Raw genomic sequence first — 24,087 nt, forward strand, 5'->3', positions numbered from 1 at the left:
GATATCAATTAAATATGGAATTCATCCTATCATAAAAAAAGCACCGTACTATGTGCGGTGCTTTTTAGAGAAATAAATGTGGGATTAACCCTGGAAGTAGCGCAAGTCCAGTCGACCTTCATAAACATTGGCAGTTGGACCTGTCATCCAGACTACATCACCTTCTTTCCATTCAATCTGCAATTTACCACCCGCAAGTTCAATTTCGACCTTGCTAGATAACAAACCACGGCGCATACCAGACACTGCTGCAGCACAGGCACCTGTACCACAAGCCAGTGTTTCGCCTACACCACGCTCATAAACACGTAAACGAGCATGCTTTTCATCAATGATCTGCATAAATCCAGCATTAACGCGTGCCGGGAAACGCACATGAGATTCCACCTGTGGACCAATTTTAGCCACATCAGCAGTCAACACATCCGGAACAATCGTCACTGCATGTGGATTACCCATATTCACCACATCAATCGTCAGTTTCTCACCACCCGCCAGATCGATGTCATACAGATTTTCCGGTTCTTCAGCCACGAATGGAATTTCCTGAGGTAGGAATTTTGGATAACCCATATTCACTCGTACCCAGCCATTGGCACCAAGTTCAGGTTCCACGATTCCAGCTTTGGTCTGTACCTTGATTTTGGTTTTAGTCGTTAATTGACGTTCATGCACGAAACGGGCAAAACAGCGCACACCATTACCGCACTGCTCAACTTCAGAACCATCCGCATTAAAAATACGGTATTTAAAATCTGCACTTGGAATATCAGGCGGTTCAACAATCAAGAGCTGGTCAAAACCCACACCAAAGTTACGATTTGCCAAGCGCTGAATAGTGAGAGTATCCAGATAAGCACGCTGGCTAATCAGGTCTACCACCATAAAATCATTGCCCAGGCCATGCATCTTGGTAAATTCAAGCAACATTATTCAGTCTCCTTAAGGCAATAAACGCTCACGTTCCCAAAGTGATTCAACCGTTTCACGCTCACGAATCAGATGCGCCTGATCACCATCCACCATCACTTCAGCAGCACGGCCACGACTGTTATAGTTTGAACTCATTACGAAACCATATGCACCAGCCCCAAGAACTGCTAGTACATCATTTTCTTTAATGGCAAGCTCGCGTTCTTTGCCCAGGAAATCGCCTGTTTCACAGATCGCGCCCACCACATCCCATTCTTTTGTTTCCACATCTGTACGCGGTGTCACAGACTGAATATCCATCCATGCTTCATATAAAGCTGGACGAATCAGGTCATTCATCGCGGCATCAATGATGGCAAAGTTACGGTGATTGGTTGGTTTCAGCAGATCCACTTTGGTCAGTAACACGCCTGCATTCGCTGAAATACTACGACCCGGTTCCATATACACTTTCAGGCCCAGTTTTTCTAAAGCAGGACGCATGGCATTGGCATATTCTTCAACCGATGGCGGTGTTTCATCTTTATAGGTCACACCCAGACCACCACCAATATCGATGTGTTTCAGGTTGATGCCCATGTTTTTTAGCTTGTCGATCATGACAATGACACGATCCAGCGCATCAACAAACGGCTGGGTTTCAGTCAACTGCGAACCGATATGACAGTCAATCCCGACCACTTCAAGATTTGGCAATGATGCTGCATAAGCATAGGTATCAAATACGCTATCTGATGGAATACCAAATTTGTTTTCTTTTAAACCAGTGGAAATATATGGATGAGTCTTGGCATCAACATCCGGATTAACACGTAGAGAAATCGGCGCTTTAACCTTAAGTTCAGCCGCTACTTTCTGAATACGGTCCAGTTCGGCATAAGATTCCACATTAAAACAGGCGATGCCTACTTCTAATGCCTTTTTAATATCTGCTTCAGATTTACCCAAGCCTGAGAATACGATTTTTGAAGGCTCACCACCGGCTTTCAAGACACGAGCCAGTTCACCACCAGTCACGATATCGAAACCAGCACCCTGCTTGGCCAATACATTCAATACCGCAAGATTAGAGTTTGACTTTACCGCAAAACAGATTTGATGATCGATAAAGCTAAAAGCACGGTCCATATCCAGATAATGCTTTTCAAAAGTTGCTTTTGAATAAACATAAAGTGGTGTGCCAAATTGCTCTGCGAGCTGTTGCAGTGAACATTGCTCAGCATGCAATACCCCATTAATGCGGGTGAAACTCATGAATGTATCCTTTCTCTGAAAGTCTTAAGGAGATGGTGTTGAATCGGATTCAGCGGGCGCTTCAAATTGCTGCTTGACCGGCGCATCCTGTTGTTCATCTGATACTTGCGGTGCAGATTCAGTATTTTTATAGAGTAAATACTTGGCACGTTTATCGTAGTTTGGATCATTTGGAAGATGTAAAGCTCCCGACTGACCACAACCGACCAAGGCAAAACCGACTGTAATTAAACTGATGTAGCAAATGACCTGACGCATCTGACCACCTATATGAGTATTTTCGATGAAGTATAACGCGATCATCCGTATGACCAAAGCGCTAAACGCTAGAGAGTATATTCAGACATAAAAAAACGCCAGCAGATCGCTGACGTTTTTATTGATATGGATTATTTATGTTTCTGTTTATATAAGCCTAAATATCCAATAATCAGCAAAATGAACCACACCGGGCTGACCATCAAGGCACGACGGGTATCATCTTCCAGCGATAACACACCAATCATACCAACAAAGAAAATAATGACGATCCAGCAAGTCACCAATCCACCAGGCAGCTTGAATATGGATTTAGCATGCAATTCCGGACGGGTACGGTAATAGATCATGTAGCTCCAGATAATGATCAGCCATACACAGATAAACAGAATAGTCGACAAAGTCGTTGCTAAGGTAAATGCTTCAACCGTATTCGGCACGAAGTATTGTAATGCTGCACCGAGCAATAAACAGATCGCTGAGAAATACAAAGCATTCGCTGGAACGGCGCGCGAATTCAAACGACCAAATGCTTTCGGTGCCTGTTCTTCACGAGACAAACCAAACAGCATACGGCTGGTTGAGAACACCCCACTGTTCATCGATGACATTACTGATGACAACACCACCAGGTTCATGATGATCGCGGCCGCCGCAATACCTGCTTGACTGAACAGATTCACAAACGGAGAAACATTTGGATTGATCTGATCCCATGGTGTTACTGACATCACAATGATCAGAGCCAGCACATAGAAAATAATAATACGGATCGGAATCGAGTTCACCGCTTTCGGCAGGTTACGCTCTGGATCTTTGGTTTCAGCAGCCGTAGTACCAACCAGCTCTACACCTACAAAGGCGAAAATCGCAATCTGGAAACCAGCCAGGAAACCCATAGTTCCTGTCGGGAATAAACCGCCATGATCCCAGATATGGGCAAATGAAGCGACCGTACCTGCATCATTAGTAAAGCCAGTAAAGATCATCCACAGACCCACACCAATCAAAACAATAATGGCGATAATCTTGATCAAAGCAAACCAGAATTCCATTTCACCAAACAGTTTCACGGTTGCCAGGTTCAAGCCCATAATAAAGACAATAGAGGCAATACTGATCAACACGCCTTCACCCGGAGTAAATGGCAGACCGTTATTAAAGAATTGCAAGTAATAGATAATGGCTGACAAATCCGCGATACCAATCGTGATCCAGCATAACCAGTAGGTCCAGCCGACAAAATAACCTGCCCATGGCCCGATCAGATCTGTGGCAAAATCAATAAAAGATTTATATTGCAGATTGGATAACAATAATTCACCCAATGCACGCATGACCAGAAACACCATAAAACCGATGATCATATAAATCACCAGAATGGATGGTCCTGCCAGGCTAATGGTTTTCCCTGAACCCATAAACAGGCCGGTGCCAATCGCACCCCCAATGGCAATTAACTGCAGGTGCCGGTTGGATAAACTACGCTGTAGCTCACCATCTTCCGATGATGAGTGACTATATTTTTCTGACATTATTTCATTTCAACTTTGAGTTTTAATCGCGACAAATTAACGTAAAAAACATGGAATACAAAAAGAAAATTCGCATCATTTGTATTTTCCAACTAATCTTGCAAGTTAATTTATTTTTCTTATATCAATATTCATTTATCTTTAGTCTTAGTTTTAAGGCGCAATGAATACAGGATTTTTCTTGTCAAAGCGCTGAAACTATGTAAAAAATAGAATACAAATCCGCCAATATTCGCGTTTAGGATGAGCGCGCATGGCATAGCAATTGCTTTTCAATCAACATCTCAAATAAAGCTGACACGGATAAATAAGAAGAAATTTATGCAAAATTTACAAAGCATCATGGAAACCGTCAGTGGCTGGGTCTGGGGCCCATATATGCTGGTCCTCATTGTCGGTACCGGTATATTCCTGACCTTCCGCCTGCTGTTCTGGCAGTTCCGCATGTTGCCACTGGCCTTTAAACAGGTTTTTGGCAAACACCCTTCGCATGAAGGCGATATTTCCCAGTTTGGCTCACTCATGACCGCACTGTCAGCTACAATCGGTACCGGTAATATTGCCGGTGTGGCAACTGCCTGTGTGCTGGGTGGTCCTGGGGCCGTATTCTGGATGTGGATGACTGCCCTGTTCGGAATGGCAACCAAATATGGCGAAGGTGTACTGGCCGTCAAATACCGGGTTAAAAATGAACGCGGTGAAATGTCTGGCGGTCCAATGTATTACATTGAGCGTGGCCTGAAATGGAAATGGCTGGCGCTGATCTTTGCGTTCTTTGGTGCTGTCGCATCTTTCGGAATTGGTAGTTCAGTTCAGTCCAACACTGTTGCACTTGCAGTAGAAAATGGTTTCGGTCTGGAAACCTGGATCACCGGTATCGTGATCACTGCGTTTTCTGCACTGGTAATTCTAGGCGGGATTAAGTGGATTTCTAGAGCTGCTTCCTTCATCGTTCCAATTATGGCGATTGGTTATGTGGCGGGCGGTCTGATCATTATTTTCACCCATCTCGATTTAGTGGGCCCTGCACTGAAAATGATTTTCACCTATGCCTTTACTGGTGAAGCTGCCGTAGGTGGTGCGATTGGTGCGGCGATTCGTTATGGTGTCGCGCGTGGTGTATTCTCAAATGAAGCTGGTATGGGTTCGGCACCGATTGCCGCTGCTGCTGCAAAAACCGATCATCCTGCCCGTCAAGGTCTGGTTTCCATGACCGGAACTTTTATTGACACGATTATTGTCTGTTCGATTACCGGTATTGTCTTGGTGATGGGCTTCATCATGGCCGGCAGTGATTTTGGTGGACAAACCGGTGCTGTTCTGACCGTTTCTACATTTAACAAACTGCTGCCAGGTGTTGGTGGCTGGATTGTGACCTTCGGCATTATCTTCTTCGCCTATTCCACCATTTTAGGCTGGAGCTACTACGGCGAAAAATGTGCCACCTATCTGCTCGGTGAGAAATTTGTATTCCCTTATCGCATCATCTATATCCTGTCAGTATTTATTGGCTGTGTAGCGACACTAGATCTGGTCTGGCTGTTTGCAGATACCTTCAACGGTTTGATGGCGATTCCAAACTTGATCGGCCTGTTACTACTGTCTGGAGTGATCGTGAAAGAATCCAAAGATTTTATTGCTCGCCGTAAATCAGGTGAATTGTATTAATAAAATTTAAAACCCTTAATAAAAAAGCCACTTTCTTAGTGGCTTTTTTATTATTTAAGTTTGCTAAAAATATCAGTTCACACGGCCAGAAAATTCATCGTCATCATCATGGGCTTGATTTAGATTTAAGAATTCTTCACGATCGGCTTCAATTTCCAGCGCAGTTTCTAGAGATAATACAAAGAACAGCACTCCCGGAATCTTCATTTCCCCTTCGGCATCTTCAAGATGTTCACTAACCATTTGGTAAATTGGATGGGCTTCATCAAATGGTACATCGATATAAAGATCACCTGAATAACTTTCAATCACACCAGGCTGTTCTATCCCCATGCATGGTGCAAAGTTAATTTGGCGTTGCTCCAGCCATTCCATCAGGTTCTGACGCAAATGATAGGACTCAGCATCTGCATTTTCATGTTCGTAATTTTCAAAATGTACAAATAATACATCACGGTCTTTTTCACGTGCGATTGCATCGATATGTTTTAAAAGTTGTGGCATGTCAGGTTTCCTGTACCCGTGATGAATTTTCTCATTATAGGAGGTATTTCACTTTCATGTAGGATGGTGAATTCATAAGCGTCATATGCTGACGTAAATCAGTGACTTTTTCAGCCAAAGGTCTTGGTTTTCAGTCTCATTCACCGCTATGCTGTAGCCCCCATTCCCAATATTTATTTTCGGAAATTATGGCTAAAGCAAAAAGTGTGTATCGTTGTGAACAATGTGGAGCAGACCATCCTAAATGGGCGGGTCAGTGTTCTGAATGTGGGGAATGGAACAGTCTGGTAGAAGTCAGTATTGCGCCAGCAACGACACATCGTGCTCAGCCAAAAATTGGAGGTTATGCCGGTCAGGCAGCTGCGATTACTACCTTAAATAAAGTGTCTGTTTCACATGAAACCCGTCTGCAAACCGGGATTGGCGAATTTGACCGAGTCTTAGGTGGTGGTCTGGTCACAGGTTCCGTGGTGCTAATTGGTGGTGATCCGGGGATTGGTAAGTCAACTATCTTATTGCAAACTGCAACCCATATGGCAGCCGGCAACAGCTCTGCCCTGTATGTGACAGGTGAAGAATCCCTGTCTCAGGTGGCATTGCGTGCCCAGCGTCTGGACTTACCCACAGACCAGTTGAAAGTCATGGCAGAAACCTGTGTGGAACGCATTTGCGAGGTGCTTGCACAGGAACGTCCTGCTGTTGCGATTCTGGATTCGATTCAGACTTTATATACCGAAACCTTGCAGTCTGCGCCAGGTGGTGTATCACAGATCCGTGAGTCTGCCGCCCTACTGACCCGTTTCGCCAAGAATAGCGGAACTGCCCTGTTTATTGTCGGTCATGTGACTAAAGAAGGTGCCTTAGCAGGTCCACGTGTATTGGAACATATGGTGGACTGTGTGCTGTATTTTGAAGGCCAGTCGGATTCTCGTTACCGTATGATCCGCGCAGTCAAAAACCGTTTCGGTGCAGTCAATGAACTTGGCGTCTTTGGCATGACCGATAAAGGTCTGCGTGAAGTCGCCAATCCATCTGCCATTTTCCTCAGTCGTTATGATGAAGCGATTCCAGGTTCCATCGTCATGATTAGCCGTGAAGGAACTCGCCCACTCCTGGTTGAAGTTCAGGCTTTGGTCGATGACGCTCATGGCCAGCCACGCCGTGTAGCCTTGGGGTTAGAGCAGAATCGTCTGAATATGCTGCTGGCCGTGATGCACCGTCATGGTGGCGTACAAACATCCGGACAGGATGTCTATGTCAATATCGTCGGTGGTTTAAAGATTACCGAAACCGGTTCTGACCTGGCTGTACTTTTAGCGTGTGCATCTAGTATCCGGACCAAAGCATTGCCTCAGCAACTGGCTGTTTTTGGTGAAGTTGGTCTTTCTGGTGAAATTCGTCCAGTGCCGAATGGTCAGGAACGTCTGAAAGAGGCAGTCAAACATGGTTTTAAATATATTATTTTACCGCGTGCCAATGCACCGCAAAAACCGATTCCCGGCGTACAGGTCATTGCTGTAGCCCGATTGCATGAAGCCCTGAGTGAAGCCATGAGCCTAAGTGATGAACTCAGTTAGTTTTAATCGATAAATCTTGCAAAAAGCTTAAAAAAATACACATTTTTGATTGAAATCCCCTATAAAGCCTATATAAATAGAGTATTCAAATAAGTTTTTTTCACATAGGAAAATTGAATGGAAGTTCGACAGCGTGGTTTGATTGCAGGTCTTTTAACAGCAGCATTACTGGTTGCTCCTTTAACTGCTGAAGCAAAACGTGCCGGTGGCGGTAAAAGCCATGGTATGCAACGTTCTGCTGCGCCTACTCAATCTTATCAACAACCTCGTCAAGCTGCGCCAGCACAACAGGCTCCAGCCGCTGGTGCTGCAACTCAGCAAAGATCTGGCCCAGGTGTAGGTAGTATGGTTGCTGCCGGTGTAGCAGGTGCTGCCGTGGGTGCGGTTGCTGCCAATGCGCTGGCTGATGACAAAGAAGTACAAGCGGCTTCTGAAGCTCAAGCAGCTCAACAGCAACAAGAGGAAAAAGGTGGTATTCCTGGCTGGATCTGGATCTTGCTTGCTGCCGCTGTTGCCTTCTTCATTTTCCGTAAGATGGGCGCAAAAAAAAAAGTAGCTTCTAATCCATACGCTCCAAATAGTGGTGCTGGTCATTCAGCACCATTTGGTCAGACACCTCCTCGCGGTGGTGACAATACCAATATTTTTGGTCAGAACGTGGGTGGTAGCACGCCAAGCACAAATGCTCCGTTTGGTTCAGCTCCGGTAAATAATGCGCCATTTGGTGCAGCCTATACCAATAGCGGCAACCAGCTTCCAGATGGTACAGAACCTGCGACTTTCTTACGTGTTGCACGTCAGCGCTTTAACCACATTCAGTCAATGAATACGGCGAGCAATATTTCAGAAATTAAACGTTACCTGACTCCTGATCTTTACCAGTCGATGTATAACGATATTATGGCAAATCAGGATCAGGACGTAGCTGAGTTCTCTAACCTGAATGCAATGGTTGTGGATTCATCGAATGAGAATGGTCAATACGTAGTAAGCGTACGCTTCACTGGTACTGTAAGTGAAGACTTGAATAGCCAACCTCAACCGTTTGCTGAAATCTGGCACTTTGTCAAACCTGCCGGTTCTCAACAAGATTGGGTGGTTGCAGGAATCCAGCAAGACTAAATTCTTATCTCATTAATCGTATATCAACAGCGGCTTTCGGGCCGCTGTTTTGCTTTCTGAATCATGGAAAAATATTTAAATTTATTCTTGTTCTCTTTCTATTCGTTTTATTGTTATTCCTCTAAACAAATAGCTTAGTTTGCGTGTTTTAAGCTCTATCAGTCGACTTTTATACAAAAGCCAGTTTTCGGATTGGCTTTTTTATTTTGAACCTTTTAATCTAGATACAAAGATATTTGAGATACTGACATGACTGAGCGTGTTTCTCCCCCTGCCACGCTGGCAAACCGCGCATTGGCAGGCAATGCCGAAGCCCAATTTGAGCTTGCCGAGCTCTATATGCAAAGCGAGCATGACGAAGACATCATGCTGGCCGAAGAGTGGGCATTGAAAGCAGCCAATGGTGGCTGGGTTGAAGCCATGTACTGGCTCGGTGAGGGTTATACGGTTTATGCCAAAGAAATCGCTGAGGAAGACCCAGAAGATTCCAAAGCTCACTTTGAGTTAGCCTATTACTGGTTGAGCAAAGCCAATTTCGAAAAACACTCTGCAGCGACTTTAGAACTGGCTGGTTTTTACCGTCGTGGTGATGTGGTCGAAAAAGATGTTGAAAAATCTATCGCTCTTGTAAAGCAAGCAGCTGAATGGGGTGAAGTTCAAGCCATGCGTGATCTTGCCTTTATTTATGCCAATGGTCTTGGTGTGGCCGCTGATGACATACAGGCAGATTACTGGACTAAGAAAGCAGATGAAATTGAGCAGGACATAGAATAAATAACAAGCCCGTCAGATGATGGGCTTTTTTACGAGAATAAAACTTTATTTCAGTTTTCAAATATCAGGATATTTCTCAAAATATTTTCAAAATTTTCTTATTAGTCAGATAATAAACAATTTCGGATTGGAACCAAATTAATTTCCAAGTACAATACCTCGCTAGTCGAGGGATGCTGCGACGTTTTACAGGTACGAAATGTAAAAGCGCCAGGCTCGACGATCGGTCCAACTTTTTCTAGACGGACCAACAACGGCATCCGCGAACTGAATGATCAATTATTGTTTTTTATAAGGAGATCGTGATGAACGCGGTTAATGCTTCATTTACAGATTATAAAGTTGCCGATATTTCCCTAGCTGACTACGGCCGTAAAGAAATCAAACTTGCAGAAGCTGAAATGCCAGCCCTAATGGGTTTGCGTAAACGCTACTCAGCTGCTAAACCGCTTGCTGGTGCCAAAATTCTTGGCTGTATCCACATGACTATTCAAACTGCGGTTTTAATTGAAACTCTGGTTGAATTAGGCGCTGAAGTTCGCTGGACTTCTTGTAACATCTTCTCTACTCAAGACCATGCTGCTGCTGCAATCGCTGCACGCGGTATTCCTGTATTTGCATGGAAAGGCGAAACAGAAGAAGAATACATGTGGTGTCTTGAACAACAGATTAATGTCAATGGCAAACCTTGGGATGCCAATATGATTCTGGATGATGGCGGTGATTTGACAGCTGTTGTTCACGAAAAATATCCTGAACTGATTGCAAAAATTCACGGGATTACTGAAGAAACAACTACAGGTGTAGCACGTCTTCTGGAAATGTGGAAAGACGGCTCTCTGAAAGTTCCTGCGATCAACGTCAACGATTCAGTAACCAAGTCTAAAAACGACAACAAATATGGTTGCCGTCACTCTCTAAATGATGCGATCAAACGTGCAACTGACATGCTGCTTTCTGGCCGTCGTGCATTAGTGATCGGCTATGGTGACGTAGGTAAAGGTTCTGCTCAGTCTCTTCGTCAAGAAGGCATGATCGTACGTGTATCTGAAATCGATCCAATCTGTGCGATGCAAGCATGCATGGACGGTTATGAAGTGGTTTCTCCATACAAAAACGGCGTTCAAACTGGCAAAAAAGAAGATGTGAACGTTGATCTTCTTCAAAATACCGACCTGATCGTGACTACAACTGGTAACTACCACGTATGTGACGCTGCGATGCTAGATACACTGAAAGCTGGCGCAGTGGTTTGTAACATTGGTCACTTCGACACTGAAATCGATACTAACTACTTACGTGGTTATAAATGGGTTGAAGTGAAACCTCAAGTACACCAAGTATATCGTTCAGAAAATGAAAATGATTACCTGATCCTGCTTTCTGAAGGTCGTCTGGTAAACCTGGGTAATGCAACTGGTCACCCATCACGTGTGATGGACGGTTCATTCGCGAACCAAGTATTGGGTCAAATGCACCTGTTCGCTGAGAAATTTGCGGATCTTCCTGAAGATCAAAAACAAGCAGCGATTCGTGTAGAACTGCTTCCTAAGAAATTAGACGAAGAAGTTGCTGCTGCAATGGTTGCCGGTTTCGGTGGTGTTCTGACTCAATTGACTCCAGAACAGGCAGATTACCTAGGTGTACCTGTTGAAGGTCCATTCAAGTCTGATGCTTATAAATATTAATATCCCTCACCCCATCCCTCTCCCTTAGGGAGAGGGTGACCATCCAAATTATTTTCAATGAAGTTTTAATGACTTCAAGTGAAAAAAATATGGGCTTAAACCCTGCATAATTCAGTAATGAATTCTCCTCTCCCTTTGGGAGAGGTCAGGGAGAGGGTGATAAGTAAAAAGTATTTATAAAAAGGATTTGAACATGTCTAAACAGATTCCAATTTCTTTTGAGTTTTTCCCGACCAAAACCGATGCGGGTGCGGAAAAGCTCAAAACCGTACATCAAGAACTACAACTGCTGAACCCAGAATTCTTTTCTGTGACGTATGGCGCGGGTGGTTCAACACGCGAACGTACTTTATCTACGATCAATGACTTTAATGGTAAAGGTACACCCGTTGCCCCTCACCTGTCTTGTATCGGCGATGATAAAGCACGTATTGCTGAACTGCTTGATTTGTATAAGGCACAAGGAATTAACCGTATTGTCGCGCTGCGTGGTGACTTGCCATCTGGTCAGGTGGGCCTGGGTGAATTGCCTTATGCACAGGATCTGGTTCGCTTTATCCGTGAACATTCAGGTGACCACTTCCATATTGAAGTTGCCGCTTATCCTGAAATGCATCCACAAGCAGACAGCTTTGATAAAGATATTCAGCACTTTGTGGATAAGGTAAATGCAGGTGCCAATGCTGCATTAACGCAATTCTTCTTTAATCCGGATGCTTATTTCTACTTTGTAGAACGTATCCAGAAAGCTGGCATTGATATTCCAGTAGCGCCAGGTATCATGCCAATTACCAATGCCAGCAACCTGATTCGCTTCGCAGATGGTACAGGTGCTGAAATTCCACGCTGGATTCGCAAGCAACTAGCAACTTATGGTGATGACACTGCAAGTATCAAAGCCTTTGGTCATGAAGTTGTGGTGAAATTCTGCGAACGCCTGATTGCTGGCGGTGCACCAAGCCTGCATTTCTACACCATGAATACCACTGATCCAACCCGTCAACTTGTTAAAGACCTCGGTCTTGCATAAGTAAAATACCTGATTTGAGAGTAAAACTTTAATGCCACGTTTTTTTATTGAAGCTGATTTAGCAGTAGATACCACTGTAGAACTGACTGAAACAGTGTTTCATCATTGGGTTAAAGTTTTACGTGCTCAAGTCGGCGAAAAAGCCACCCTGTTCAATGGACAAGGTGGCGAATATGAAGTTGAACTGGTTGAAGTTTCCAAAAAGTCGGCTGCTGTACAGGTCAATAGTTATAACCCTACTGATCGCACACCAAAATTTAAAGCCTTGCTTGGCCAAGTCATGAGTAAAGGTGACCGCATGGATTATGCGATCCAGAAAGCGGTCGAACTGGGTGTATCTGAAATTCAGCTTTTAACCTCTGAACGCTGTGAGATGCGCCTGAAATATGATCGTGATCAGAAGAAACTGGATCATTGGCAAGGTGTAGCCATTGCCGCTTGTGAACAGTGTGGAATGAATATTGTTCCTAAAATTTTAGCGCCAATGTCACTTGAAAAATGGCTGGAAACTGATCTTCCTACTACCAAACTGGTGCTAGCGCCAAATAAAGAAGAAATTGATGTTCTGGTGAATGCCACGCCGGATATTGCCTTGCTGATTGGCCCTGAAGGCGGCTTGAGTGAAGCAGAAATCCTAGCGGCGAATGCGCAAGGCTTTGTCAATTGGTGTATTGGTGAACGTGTCCTGCGTACCGAAACTGCTCCTGTCGTTGCTCTCTCAATTTTGAATTACACTATTTAAGCGGTCAAAATTGTAAAATTTAGTTATTAATTTTATTGATTTTTATTTATAAGCACTCTACTCTTGAGTCAATAATAATGAAACACATATTGATTGATTTAAGAATCATTCAGGCTTGAATAAAAATTAAAATCTAGGATAAAAACCGTTCAGGACGAATACAAGGCACTTAATTATATGATTGATAATCAAGAGGCTTATATCAAAGAGCACTTGCATCGTGCTCAGATTGCGAACACGCTTCGACATAGCCGATATTTTCTGTTAAGTATCATGATTATTTGCCTCTATATTTTCTGTGTTTATCACATTCAATATAGCTTATCGAATAGTTATTTTAATCTCTGGTTTATCCTGACTGAAATTACCGTCAGCATGTGCTGGCTCATCAATACCCTGTATTTTAAACCTGAACAATATCAACTGAAAAATGCGCATTACTGGTTACAAATTCAGAGCCTTGCGGTAGGTTGCTGTATCGCTTCCGGTATTTCCCTGATTTATTATTACTTGCCGCAGGCCAATACCAATTTTGATGAAATAGAAGCACTGACTCTATCAGCTTTGCTGTTAATCGTGACCCAAGCTTTTGGTCTGACTTATCTAACCCAGAAGCTCAGTTATTTTTCACTGGTATTTTTGCCTTCATTGGTACCCTTTTTACTCTTTCAATTTTTTCATATCTCAGGTGCCAATCCAGTCTTTGGTCTAGCCTTAAATTTTGCAGTCATTGTGATCCTGCTCTGTGCTAATAGTACCTATCGTATTCATACCCGTACTTCCCGCCTTTATGCAGAAAATGAATTGCTGGTGAATAATGCCGAACAACAGGTCGCCTGGACGGATGAACTGTGCAAACAGCTACAAACGGAAGTCAATAAATCAAAAGATATCGAACTGGAGCTACAACTCAGCAATCAACTACTAGAGCAGAAAGTTCGTGAACGTACTTATGATATTGAACAGATTAATATTGATCTGAAAAACCAGCAGCAAAACCTTGAACTGACTCATGAAATCGCCGGTATCCGTCCATGGGACTGGAATATCAAAGACCGCAGTATTTTGCTGACCAATCATAAAGATGAGAAGGTACAACGGAAATCCAGTGAGCATCATTTGCAGTTACAACATATGATTCATCCCGATGATCTGGCTGCATTCAAAAGCAATATGAAACAGCATCTGCGTGGGAAAACTGAGCGCTATGAAGTAACTTACCGGATTCAGCAAGCGCCGGGAGTCTGGAGTTGGGTACATGATGTAGGTCGGGTGATCAGTCGCGATCCCGAAACTCACCGTCCTTTACGCATGGTGGGAATTTTGCGTGATATTCAACAGGAACGTAGTTCTCAAGAACGCCTGAAACTGGCAGCCAGTGTAATTGAGCAAGCAGCTGAAGGGATCTTCATCCTAAATGATGAATTACGTTATATCGAAGTGAACCCTTATTTCGAAAATTTGTCCGGTTTTGAACGTAATGACATCTTGGGTAAATATCTATTTGATATTACTGCGAGTCATAAGTCACAGCAGCGCAGCATTCATTCCAATATCATCAAACAAGTTGTGAAAATCGGTTCTTTTGATGGCGAACTGAGTGAGAAATTCCTGTCTGGCAAAGAGATGCCACTCTGGTTACATATCAATGCAATTACCGATGATGAAGGCCGTATCACTCACTATATCGGCATTGTCTCTGATCTGACTGAACGTAAATTACAGGAACAGCGCCTGTCTTATCTGGAAAATTACGACACACTGACTGATTTACCGAACCGTTTTTACTATAACTACCAGCTGCATCAATATCTGATGACGCAAAAAGATTCCATCAAGAAAATGGCGGTGATCCGACTCAATATCGATCGTTTCCGTCCATTGAATGAATATCTGTCTAATAATGGCGGTGATGAGCTGTTGCGTCAGGTGGCACAACGCTTACGTCTGACCAATGCTGAAGCTCTATTTGTTGCTCATCTAAATGGCGATGACTTTGCGATTTTGTATGAAATCTCGCATATTCGCCCTTCTGTACAAGAACATTGTCAACGTATTGCTGAAGCTTTCCAGGCTCCTTTCCATATTTTCGGCCAAGATTATGTGATTACCCTGTCGATGGGTGTAGCCTTCTATCCGGATCATGGTCGTCAGCTAGATTATTTGAATAACTGTGCTGAACAGGCGCTGAGTGAAGCCAAAAATCTCGGCGGGAATACTATCCATTTCTACTCCAATGAAAATACAGCTTTGCTAGAGCAAGGAATTTTCATTGAACGCGATCTGCGTAAAGCCATCCAGAATGGCGAACTGATAGTTTATTATCAACCGAAAATTAATTTCAATGACCAACATATTTATGGCTTTGAAGCTTTAGTGCGCTGGAAACATCCAGAAAAAGGCATCATCCCACCTAGCTTGTTTATTCCTTTAGCCGAACAGACCAGCCTGATTTCCGAGATCGGCCGTCTGGTGATTCAGCAAACTGCCAAACAGATTCGTGAATGGAATGATCTTGGCTTTCATAATATCTGTGTCTCTGTGAATATCGTGGCGCAGCAACTGCGTCGTGGTCAGTTACTCGATGATCTGGATCAGGCCATTAGCGAAAACCAGATTTCTGGCACCAGTCTGGAACTGGAAATTACTGAATCTTCACTGATTGAAAACTCTGAATCTGTCAAAAATCTGCTGAACCAGATCAAGCAGCGCCAGATTAATATCTCGCTGGATGACTTCGGAACCGGTTATTCTTCTTTGTCCTATCTTGCCGATTTTCCTATTGACATTCTCAAAATTGACCGCAGTTTTGTCTCTAAAATTGGCGAACATAAACAGGAAGCAATTGTCAGCGCCATGGTCGCGATGGGCAAAGCCATGGGCATGACTGTCGTCGCTGAAGGTATTGAAACTGAAGAACAGCTGCAATATCTACGTGATTTAGATTGTGATATTGCCCAAGGCTACTTCTTCTCCAAGCCATTGCCTGAACTGGAAGCAACTGCGTATTTAGAACAGAATCGCGTCGCTGAAACTTATATATATCAAGTCTAAGTCTATATCTACCTCGAATAATATTGTCGCAAAAATGGTCGACTTTGACTGGGCTAAGTGCTTAACAAATGTTATATTCAGAGCCATAAATGCAATTTTTTACCCGCTTTCTGGGTAATCTTTACAACGATAGAGATACAGATGGACGAACAATCTTTAAAGCAGCAGGCTCTTTACTATCACGAATTCCCTACTCCAGGAAAAATCAGCGTTACACCAAGCAAACAATTGGTCAACCAACGTGACTTAGCCCTTGCTTACTCGCCTGGCGTTGCCGCACCATGTCTTGAGATTGAACGTGATCCTTCAACAGCTGCCCTATATACCGCACGCGGTAACCTGGTTGCAGTGGTCAGTAACGGTACAGCAGTTCTTGGTTTGGGTAATATTGGCCCATTGGCGTCTAAACCGGTCATGGAAGGTAAAGGCGTACTGTTCAAAAAATTTGCGGGTGTTGATGTATTCGATATCGAAATTGCTGAAAATGATCCAGACAAGATTGTTGATATTGTCGCTTCTCTAGAACCCACTTTTGGCGGGATCAACCTGGAAGACATTAAGGCTCCAGAATGTTTCTATATTGAACAGAAACTTCGTGAACGCATGAAAATTCCTGTGTTCCACGATGACCAGCATGGTACTTCAATCATTGTAGGTTCTGCTCTTCTGAATGCATTGCAATTAAATGGCAAAAAAATTGATGAAATCAAGATCATTGCTTCAGGTGCCGGCGCTGCTGCCCTGTCTTGCTTGAACTTGCTTTGTGCCCTTGGCGCGAAAAAAGAAAATATCATCGTTGCTGACTCACGTGGTCTATTAACAACTAAACGTGAAGGTCTGGACGAATCTAAAAAAGCATATGTACAAGACATTGATGCCTCTCAGATCGGTGACGTGATTGCAGGTGCAGATATGTTCTTGGGTCTTTCTGCAGCCGGTATTCTCACCAAAGAAATGGTGAAACTGATGGCCAAAGATCCAATTATCTTTGCCTTGGCGAACCCGGATCCAGAAATTCTGCCTGAACATGCACACGAAGTTCGTGATGACGTCATTATGGCGACTGGCCGTTCTGACTATCCGAACCAAGTGAACAATGCACTGTGCTTCCCTTATATCTTCCGTGGTGCATTAGACGTTGGTGCCACCACCATTAATGAAGAGATGAAAATTGCCTGCGTACACGCGATTGCACGTATGGCACACATAGAAGCAGATGCTGCATCTTATGGAGAAAAATCAGCTTCTTTCGGCCGTGATTACCTGATTCCTGGTCCACTGGATCAACGCCTAATTCTGGAAATTGCGCCTGCAGTTGCACAAGCTGCAATGGATTCTGGCGTGGCGACTCGTCCGATTCAGGATTTCTCGGCATATCGTCAACGTCTGTCTGAGTTTGTTTACAACTCAGCCTTCATGATGAAACCAATCTTTGCACAAGCTAAAACAGATCCTAAACGTATCGCTTATGCAGAAGGTGAAGACCTGCGTGTACTGCGTGCTGCGCAAATTGCAGTGGATGAAGGCTTGGCAAAACCGATTCTGGTGGGTCGTCCAGCAGTCATCGAAGCCAATATCAAGAAATTAGGCTTACGTCTTGAAGATGGTGTGAATATCACTATCGTGGATCAGGAAAAGAACCCAGATTACGAAAAATTTGCAGACGACTATTACAACCTGATGCAACGCAAAGGTGTAACGCCTGAATATGCACACCGTGAAGCGCGTCGCCGTTCTACCCTGATCGCTGCGATGCTGGTTCGTCATGGCATGGCGGACGGTATGTTATGTGGTACTTACTCAAGCTATGACATCCATCTAGACTTTGTCAGCAATGTCATCGGCAAACAGGATGGCCATAATACCTTCTTCACCTTAAACGCATTAATGCTTGAAGAGCGCAACCTGTTTATCGCGGATACCTACATCAACCGTAATCCAACGGCTGAACAGCTTGCTGAGATGACGATTCTGGCTGCTGAAGAAGTACGTCGTTTCGGTATTACTCCACGTGTTGCCCTACTTTCTCACTCTAGCTTCGGTTCAGACCAGCACGATGCCAGCGCACAAAAAATGCGCCGTGTATATGAAATCCTTTCTGAAACTGCACCTGAGCTTGAAGTTGAAGGTGAAATGCATGGTGATGCAGCACTGGACGAAAATATCCGTCAGTTTGCATTCCCTAATTCTCGTTTTAAAGGTTCTGCAAACCTGCTGATCATGCCAAATCTGGATGCAGCCAATATTTCGTTTAACCTGTTAAAAGCAACTTCAGGTAACAACGTGACCATTGGTCCTATCCTGCTTGGTGCTGCGAAACCTGTTCATATCCTGACACCGACTGCAACGACTCGTCGCGTAGTGAATATGACTGCGTTAACTGTCGCTGAAATTCAGGAAGCAGAAAAAAACGCGCTCTAAGGAATGTACGCATCAGCGTAACTTCTTGACTTGAGAAAACCTCTATTCTGTAGCATGATGCTTGTAAGAATAGAGGTTTTTTCATGCAAGTTTATTTAGTAGGCGGTGCAGTTCGGGATCATTTACTTGGACACCCCTATCACGAAAAAGATTATGTGGTTGTCGGCGCGACGCCGGAACAATTGCTTGCTGAAGGTTTTCAACCTGTTGGCAAGGACTTCCCTGTTTTTCTTCATCCTGAAACTAAAGACGAATATGCTCTGGCGCGTACCGAACGCAAGTCTGGCTATGGTTATCATGGTTTCGAATTTTATACCGATATCAATGTTACCTTGGAAGAGGATCTGATCCGCCGTGACTTGACCATCAATGCCATGGCCATGGATGATTCAGGCAAGATTTATGATCCTTATGGCGGTCAAAAAGATCTGGCTGATCGTATACTGCGTCATGTATCAGAAGCTTTTGTCGAAGATCCTTTACGTGTTTTAAGGATTGCCCGCTTTGCTGCGCGTTATCAACATCAGGGTTTTAGTATTGCAGAAGAAACGTTGGTGCTAATGAAACAGCTGGCTGAATCGGGCGAGCTTAATGCATTGACACCTGAGCGGGTCTGGAAAGAAACTACCCGCGCACTGATGGAACAAGATGCAGATGTGTATTTTGAAGTATTACGTAGTTGTGGTGCTTTAAAAGTACTGTTCCCGGAACTGGATGCCTTATATGGCATTCCACAACGTCCTGAATATCATCCGGAAATTGACTGTGGTATTCATACCATGATGTCTTTACAGCAAGCCTGCCGTCAAAATTATAGCTTAGAGGTGCGTTTTGCGGTTCTGGTTCATGACCTGGGTAAAGCATTAACCCCTGTGGAAGAATTGCCACGCCATATCATGCATGAAGAACGTGGGATCAAACCGGTGAATGAGCTGTGTGAACGTTTAAGAGTTCCGACTCATACCAAACAGCTGGCATTGGCGGTCTGTAAAGAACATTTAAAATGTCATCAGGCTTTCAACTTAAAACCTGGCACTTTATGGCGTTTATTACAGCGTCTGGATGTATTGCGTCGTCCTGAACGTGTTGAAGCTTTTGTACAGGCCTGTGAATGTGACTCTCGCGGTCGCTTGGGTCTGGAAAATCGTGCTTATCCTCAGGCTCAATATGTGCTGGATGCCATGCAGGTTGTACGTAGCATCAAAGCACAAGATTTGCCTCCAGAGATTCAAGGTCCGGATATTGGTGAGATGCTGATTGAACGACGGATTGCGGCTTTGGCAGAACTGAAAGAACAGCATAGTGCCATACTCTAAATATCAGGCTCCTTCGGGGGCCTTTTTAATATCTCAAATCTCACTCATCTCGATTTTCTATATAAATAGCAATAATTCTTTGAAGCTACCGTGTACTTTCAACACTTAAGCAAAGTAAATATTGATTATGATTGATATTATTTTTAGCTAAGAACATGTCTAATGACTTATCTCATCCGTCCATTGGATCTTGAAAAAGACCTGCATGACGTTCATCAACTCACGATTCAGCTTGGCTATCCCTCTACGCTGGAAAATATCAAAAAGCGTTGGGAGCATCTGCATCAAGACAGTCATTATCAGACACTGGTCTAGAACAGGATTCACATGTGATCGGCTATGCCGGTTTTATTCAGGAATATACCTGGGAATTTGACGGTGGATATTTAAGAATTCAGGCTTTTGTAATTGATCAAGCCCATCGTGGAAAAGGTATTGGCAAGCAACTCATGTCTGCTATTGAACAGATTGCAAAAGAACAAGGCTTTAAGATGATTCAGCTCAACAGCGGAAATCGCGAAGAACGCTACCCTGCGCCTGCCTTTTATCAAGGACTGGGATTTGACAGTTACAGTATTGGATTTCATAAGCATCTGGAATGATCAGCCAGTCATAACCAGCTGATCAATAGTGGATTTAATTTATGAAATTTCAGCAGGGAAAGTAATCACTTTTTCCAATTTCATCTGATTGGTTGCAATCATCAACAAGCGATCAAGACCCAGGGCAATACCCGAACATTCCGGCATTTGTGGCAATGCCGCCAGCAAATACTCATCAATCGGCATGACATGCAAGCCAAGCACTGCCCGTTCTGCATTATCTGCTTCAAAGCGGGAACGTAAAACTTCAGCATCAATCAGCTCATCATAAGCATTAGCCAGTTCCAGCCCTTCGATATACAGCTCGAAACGTGCCGCAACCAGCTCTCCATCTTCATCGATTCTGGTTTTAGCCAATGATGCCAGTTCCGGTGGAAAATCTGTCAGAAATACAGCCGTATCGAACCCCAGGCTTGGCTCGACCATATGCGAAAATAACAGGTCGATATACCCTAAACGGTCATCACCCAAGTCCAGATTGAGACCTACCCGGCGACAGCAATCTTTGAGTTGCTGCAAAGTGGCCTGTAAAGGATTGAGATCCAGGCGATCCATAAAGGCATGTTTATAGCTGAGCACAGTGGGACGGATTTCCCCAAAACGTGCCTTAAGTGTCACATTTAACAGATCCGTCACTTCAAACATCAGATCTTTCAGACTAAAGCCAGGTCGATACCATTCCAGCATACTGAATTCACTGTTGTGCTTGCGGCCGTGTTCATCATCCCGAAACACTTTACAGATCTGGTAAATTGGCCCACTACCGCTGGCCAATAAACGTTTCATGGCAAATTCAGGTGACGTCTGTAAATAATGTGTGCTCAATTTACCCATGACATGACGCTGGGCCTGAATCGAAGCCAGATGCACATCGGTCACACCAGCCTGAGATAAAATCGGTGTTTCTACTTCCAGTACTTCACGTTCAGCAAAAAACTGACGGAGCTGGGCATACATGTTGGCACGCGCTTTAATGGCTTTTAAGTCGCAGGTCGGTTGATAAGATACAGTTTGACTCATGCCTTTGGCCCTCCATGAGCGGCCCATTCACGGCGTAAAGGATAAGTCTTGCGTAAATGATCAAATGCTTTCTGATCGACTTTGCCATTTTTTAAACATGCACGCAGATTGGCATCATCACGGGCAATATCATAGATCTGGGATAAATGCTGTTGCAGCGCCAGTTTTAAATCCTGGTTCTGGAAAAACTGTTCACAAACAGGCAGCTGACTTTCAAACTGCTTTTTAATTTCAAAGCCGAAAGTCTGGCAAAATGCCTCGTAAATCATTTGAGTACCGCGTGCCTTACCTTCCAGACTATAACCTGCAATATGCGGTGTCACCAAAGTAATCAGATTCAGTAGCTGTTCAGAAATTTCCGGTTCATGCTCAAAGACATCCAGTACAACCTGACGTTGAGTTGCCTGAATATCAGCAATTAGCGCCGCTTCTTCAACAATTGGCCCACGCGCCGAATTAATTAAAATGGCTTCAGGCTTCATTTGTCTAAGTGCAGCAGCATTAATCAAATGATAAGTCGGATGCTGACCTGTTTTGGTTAAAGGTACATGAATGGAAATAGCATCTGCGTTCTTTAGCAGTTCTTCAAATTCAACCTGATGGACCTGATCGCGCTGTACAAAGGGATCATAGGCAATCACATTCCAGCCTAGCAATTTGGCCATTGTTGCTAAACGCGAACCGACATTTCCTAGACCGACAATACCCAAGGTGAAATCTTTATTTGCATTGATCAATTGGGGTTGTAAATATAATAGAGCCGTAATCACATATTCAGCTACCGCCTGCGCATTACAACCGGGTGCATTGCTCCAGCGGATGTTCTGTTGTTCTAGTGCAGCAATGTCCAGATGATCTGTACCAATGGTGGCACTGCCGACGAATTTAATCTGACTGTCCTGTACGAATGCTGCATTGACTTTGGTCACGGAACGGACCAATAAAGCCTCGGCATCTTTTACATCTTCCGAAGTGAGAGTTCTTCCTGCACGATGCTGAATATCGCCAAATTCTGCAAAGAAATAATCGGTAAATGCCAGATTTTCATCTGCGACAATTTTCATAATCTGTTCCAATGACTGAATCTGTCTATCATACCGCGTCAACCGGGATGTGACTATTTTCACTCAAGCTTTAGATGAATTCTTATAAACATAGAGATATAAAAAATGCCGAAGTCAAACATCACTTCGGCAAAGGAGTGTAATTGGAGTAAGAAAATGACGCAGGGTTAGGCGATTGAAAGCCATACCCTGCACGAAAAAGTTTCCTTTTTTAATTGGAGAATGCAGCAATACCTGTTTGCGCACGACCTAGAATCAAGGCGTGTACATCATGGGTCCCTTCATAAGTGTTGACCACTTCCAGATTCACCAGATGACGAGCTACACCAAATTCATCAGAGATCCCGTTACCACCCATCATGTCACGCGCTAAGCGGGCAATATCCAGTGCTTTACCACAGTTATTACGCTTGATCAGTGAAGTACCTTCAACTGAAGCAATTCCTTCATCTTTCATGCGTCCGAAACGTAAAGCCACTTGCAGACCTAATGCAATTTCAGTTTGCATGTCTGACAGTTTTTTCTGGATCAGCTGATTCGCAGCCAATGGACGGCCAAACTGTTTACGGTCCATGGTGTATTGATGCGCTGTATGCCAACAGAATTCAGCTGCACCCATCGCACCCCAGGCAATACCATAACGGGCACTGTTCAGACAGGTAAATGGACCTTTTAGACCACGAATTTCCGGGAATGCGTTTTCTTCTGGAACAAAAACATTGTCCATCACGATTTCACCGGTAATCGAAGCACGCAGGCCAACCTTACCGTGAATCGCTGGTGCAGAAAGCCCTTCCCAACCCTTTTCTAAGATAAAGCCGCGAATGTCACCAATATTGCCTTCAGGAGATACTTCTTTTGCCCAAACCACAAAGACATCTGCAATCGGACTGTTGGTAATCCACATTTTTGCGCCAGTCAGACGGTAACCACCATCGACTTTTTTGGCACGAGTAATCATGCTGCCCGGATCAGAACCATGATCTGGTTCAGTCAGACCGAAACAACCGATATATTCACCGGTCGCCAGTTTTGGCAAATATTTCTGTTTCTGTTCTTCAGAACCAAATTCATTGATGGGCACCATCACCAGAGAACTTTGCACGCTGGCCATAGAACGGTAACCCGAATCTACACGTTCTACTTCACGAGCAATCAGACCATAGCTGACATAGTTTAAACCTGCACCGCCGTATTGTTCTGGAATGGTTGGACCCAACAGACCGAGTTCACCCATTTCACGGAAAATGGTTGGATCAGTTTTTTCATGGCGGAACTGTTCTAGTACACGCGGCTGTAACTGTCCCTGACAATATGCACGCGCAGATTCCATGATCATGCGTTCTTCTTCAGTCAGCTGCTGCTCCAGTAAGAACGGATCCTGCCAGTTAAAATAGACTTTGCTGGTTTTTTTCGTATCGACCATTTGATTCATAGTATTCCCTGCCAATCCTTCATCTATCTATTAGATGATGTTGTTTTATCCTTCAGATTGACTCTAGGCATGAATCATGACTTGTTCAAA

20 protein-coding genes are annotated in these 24,087 nt (G+C 44.0%); 12 read left to right on the forward strand and 8 right to left on the reverse strand.

The features are described from left to right. Positions 1-84: 84 nt before the first annotated feature. From dapF to FTV18_RS05630, 4 genes are all read right to left on the reverse strand, one after another. A complete protein-coding gene (gene dapF / locus FTV18_RS05615; protein WP_004784684.1) occupies positions 85-930 on the reverse strand; it encodes a diaminopimelate epimerase in 846 nt (281 codons plus the stop codon). 12 nt (positions 931-942) lie between these two features. After that, complete coding sequence (lysA, locus tag FTV18_RS05620; protein ID WP_180016996.1) at positions 943-2,187, reverse strand: diaminopimelate decarboxylase; 1,245 nt, start codon at positions 2,185-2,187, stop codon at positions 943-945. A gap of 24 nt (positions 2,188-2,211) precedes the next feature. Beyond that, positions 2,212-2,445, reverse strand: coding sequence for a lipoprotein (locus FTV18_RS05625; RefSeq protein ID WP_005236736.1), 234 nt, complete (start codon positions 2,443-2,445; stop codon positions 2,212-2,214). A 131-nt stretch (positions 2,446-2,576) separates the two neighbouring features. Next, the gene (locus FTV18_RS05630; RefSeq protein WP_159124419.1) at positions 2,577-3,980 is read right to left on the reverse strand and encodes an amino acid permease; all 1,404 of its coding nucleotides are present in this window, start codon (positions 3,978-3,980) and stop codon (positions 2,577-2,579) included. Between the two features lie 321 nt (positions 3,981-4,301). On the opposite strand from FTV18_RS05630, the gene FTV18_RS05635 reads away from it, so the two are divergent. Next, complete coding sequence (locus FTV18_RS05635; protein WP_180016998.1) at positions 4,302-5,648, forward strand: sodium:alanine symporter family protein; 1,347 nt, start codon at positions 4,302-4,304, stop codon at positions 5,646-5,648. A gap of 72 nt (positions 5,649-5,720) precedes the next feature. Here the strand turns inward: FTV18_RS05635 and FTV18_RS05640 are convergent, their stop codons facing one another. Next, positions 5,721-6,152 (reverse strand): hypothetical protein, encoded by a 432-nt coding sequence (locus tag FTV18_RS05640; protein ID WP_180017000.1) that lies wholly within the window; start codon positions 6,150-6,152, stop codon positions 5,721-5,723. 188 nt (positions 6,153-6,340) lie between these two features. Here FTV18_RS05640 and radA point away from each other — a divergent pair, with 188 nt between their 5' ends. From radA to FTV18_RS05690, 11 genes are all read left to right on the forward strand, one after another. Then, the gene (gene radA / locus FTV18_RS05645) at positions 6,341-7,729 is read left to right on the forward strand and encodes a DNA repair protein RadA (RefSeq protein WP_166137748.1); all 1,389 of its coding nucleotides are present in this window, start codon (positions 6,341-6,343) and stop codon (positions 7,727-7,729) included. A gap of 117 nt (positions 7,730-7,846) precedes the next feature. Beyond that, positions 7,847-8,851, forward strand: coding sequence for a Tim44 domain-containing protein (locus FTV18_RS05650; RefSeq protein WP_166137751.1), 1,005 nt, complete (start codon positions 7,847-7,849; stop codon positions 8,849-8,851). Positions 8,852-9,100: 249 nt separating this feature from the next. Beyond that, complete coding sequence (locus FTV18_RS05655; RefSeq protein ID WP_166137754.1) at positions 9,101-9,625, forward strand: tetratricopeptide repeat protein; 525 nt, start codon at positions 9,101-9,103, stop codon at positions 9,623-9,625. A gap of 305 nt (positions 9,626-9,930) precedes the next feature. Further along, positions 9,931-11,313: an adenosylhomocysteinase gene (ahcY, locus tag FTV18_RS05660; RefSeq protein ID WP_005236746.1), complete on the forward strand. Its 1,383-nt coding sequence runs from the start codon at positions 9,931-9,933 to the stop codon at positions 11,311-11,313. A gap of 193 nt (positions 11,314-11,506) precedes the next feature. Beyond that, the gene (gene metF, locus FTV18_RS05665) at positions 11,507-12,343 is read left to right on the forward strand and encodes a methylenetetrahydrofolate reductase [NAD(P)H] (protein WP_005236747.1); all 837 of its coding nucleotides are present in this window, start codon (positions 11,507-11,509) and stop codon (positions 12,341-12,343) included. A gap of 31 nt (positions 12,344-12,374) precedes the next feature. After that, positions 12,375-13,085 carry a 16S rRNA (uracil(1498)-N(3))-methyltransferase gene (locus FTV18_RS05670; protein ID WP_180010634.1) on the forward strand — a complete coding sequence of 237 codons (711 nt, stop codon included), beginning with the start codon at positions 12,375-12,377 and terminating at the stop codon, positions 13,083-13,085. A gap of 177 nt (positions 13,086-13,262) precedes the next feature. Continuing rightward, a complete protein-coding gene (locus FTV18_RS05675; RefSeq protein ID WP_180017002.1) occupies positions 13,263-16,139 on the forward strand; it encodes a bifunctional diguanylate cyclase/phosphodiesterase in 2,877 nt (958 codons plus the stop codon). 141 nt (positions 16,140-16,280) lie between these two features. Then, complete coding sequence (locus FTV18_RS05680) at positions 16,281-18,560, forward strand: NADP-dependent malic enzyme (protein WP_180010630.1); 2,280 nt, start codon at positions 16,281-16,283, stop codon at positions 18,558-18,560. Positions 18,561-18,643: 83 nt separating this feature from the next. Then, complete coding sequence (locus FTV18_RS05685) at positions 18,644-19,876, forward strand: multifunctional CCA addition/repair protein (protein WP_180017003.1); 1,233 nt, start codon at positions 18,644-18,646, stop codon at positions 19,874-19,876. A 162-nt stretch (positions 19,877-20,038) separates the two neighbouring features. Then, on the forward strand, positions 20,039-20,191 hold the full coding sequence (locus FTV18_RS15690) for a hypothetical protein (RefSeq protein WP_227607386.1): 153 nt from the start codon (positions 20,039-20,041) through the stop codon (positions 20,189-20,191). A 14-nt stretch (positions 20,192-20,205) separates the two neighbouring features. After that, positions 20,206-20,478 (forward strand): N-acetyltransferase, encoded by a 273-nt coding sequence (locus FTV18_RS05690; protein ID WP_257229509.1) that lies wholly within the window; start codon positions 20,206-20,208, stop codon positions 20,476-20,478. Positions 20,479-20,517: 39 nt separating this feature from the next. Here the strand turns inward: FTV18_RS05690 and epmA are convergent, their stop codons facing one another. The 3 genes from epmA to FTV18_RS05705 form a co-directional block, all read right to left on the reverse strand. Continuing rightward, complete coding sequence (gene epmA / locus FTV18_RS05695) at positions 20,518-21,498, reverse strand: EF-P lysine aminoacylase EpmA (protein WP_180017005.1); 981 nt, start codon at positions 21,496-21,498, stop codon at positions 20,518-20,520. Beyond that, positions 21,495-22,562, reverse strand: a complete 1,068-nt coding sequence (locus FTV18_RS05700; RefSeq protein ID WP_180017007.1) for a 4-phosphoerythronate dehydrogenase — start codon at positions 22,560-22,562, stop codon at positions 21,495-21,497. The genes epmA and FTV18_RS05700 overlap by 4 nt, the downstream gene beginning before the upstream one ends. A 211-nt stretch (positions 22,563-22,773) precedes the next feature. After that, positions 22,774-23,997, reverse strand: a complete 1,224-nt coding sequence (locus FTV18_RS05705) for an acyl-CoA dehydrogenase (RefSeq protein ID WP_180017009.1) — start codon at positions 23,995-23,997, stop codon at positions 22,774-22,776. Between the last annotated feature and the right edge of the window lie 90 nt (positions 23,998-24,087).

It is taken from the genome of Acinetobacter sp. YH12241, assembly GCF_013417535.1.
Classification (GTDB): Bacteria; Pseudomonadota; Gammaproteobacteria; order Pseudomonadales; family Moraxellaceae; genus Acinetobacter.

Bases quoted from the DNA above. Each gene is read 5' to 3' on its own strand.
- dapF (WP_004784684.1), bottom strand. From the start codon at position 930: ATGTTGCTTGAATTTACCAAGATGCATGGCCTGGGCAATGATTTTATG.
- lysA (WP_180016996.1), bottom strand. From the start codon at position 2,187: ATGAGTTTCACCCGCATTAATGGGGTATTGCATGCTGAGCAATGTTCA.
- FTV18_RS05625 (WP_005236736.1), bottom strand. From the start codon at position 2,445: ATGCGTCAGGTCATTTGCTACATCAGTTTAATTACAGTCGGTTTTGCC.
- FTV18_RS05630 (WP_159124419.1), bottom strand. From the start codon at position 3,980: ATGTCAGAAAAATATAGTCACTCATCATCGGAAGATGGTGAGCTACAG.
- FTV18_RS05635 (WP_180016998.1), top strand. From the start codon at position 4,302: ATGCAAAATTTACAAAGCATCATGGAAACCGTCAGTGGCTGGGTCTGG.
- FTV18_RS05640 (WP_180017000.1), bottom strand. From the start codon at position 6,152: ATGCCACAACTTTTAAAACATATCGATGCAATCGCACGTGAAAAAGAC.
- radA (WP_166137748.1), top strand. From the start codon at position 6,341: ATGGCTAAAGCAAAAAGTGTGTATCGTTGTGAACAATGTGGAGCAGAC.
- FTV18_RS05650 (WP_166137751.1), top strand. From the start codon at position 7,847: ATGGAAGTTCGACAGCGTGGTTTGATTGCAGGTCTTTTAACAGCAGCA.
- FTV18_RS05655 (WP_166137754.1), top strand. From the start codon at position 9,101: ATGACTGAGCGTGTTTCTCCCCCTGCCACGCTGGCAAACCGCGCATTG.
- ahcY (WP_005236746.1), top strand. From the start codon at position 9,931: ATGAACGCGGTTAATGCTTCATTTACAGATTATAAAGTTGCCGATATT.
- metF (WP_005236747.1), top strand. From the start codon at position 11,507: ATGTCTAAACAGATTCCAATTTCTTTTGAGTTTTTCCCGACCAAAACC.
- FTV18_RS05670 (WP_180010634.1), top strand. From the start codon at position 12,375: ATGCCACGTTTTTTTATTGAAGCTGATTTAGCAGTAGATACCACTGTA.
- FTV18_RS05675 (WP_180017002.1), top strand. From the start codon at position 13,263: ATGATTGATAATCAAGAGGCTTATATCAAAGAGCACTTGCATCGTGCT.
- FTV18_RS05680 (WP_180010630.1), top strand. From the start codon at position 16,281: ATGGACGAACAATCTTTAAAGCAGCAGGCTCTTTACTATCACGAATTC.
- FTV18_RS05685 (WP_180017003.1), top strand. From the start codon at position 18,644: ATGCAAGTTTATTTAGTAGGCGGTGCAGTTCGGGATCATTTACTTGGA.
- FTV18_RS15690 (WP_227607386.1), top strand. From the start codon at position 20,039: ATGACTTATCTCATCCGTCCATTGGATCTTGAAAAAGACCTGCATGAC.
- epmA (WP_180017005.1), bottom strand. From the start codon at position 21,498: ATGAGTCAAACTGTATCTTATCAACCGACCTGCGACTTAAAAGCCATT.
- FTV18_RS05700 (WP_180017007.1), bottom strand. From the start codon at position 22,562: ATGAAAATTGTCGCAGATGAAAATCTGGCATTTACCGATTATTTCTTT.
- FTV18_RS05705 (WP_180017009.1), bottom strand. From the start codon at position 23,997: ATGAATCAAATGGTCGATACGAAAAAAACCAGCAAAGTCTATTTTAAC.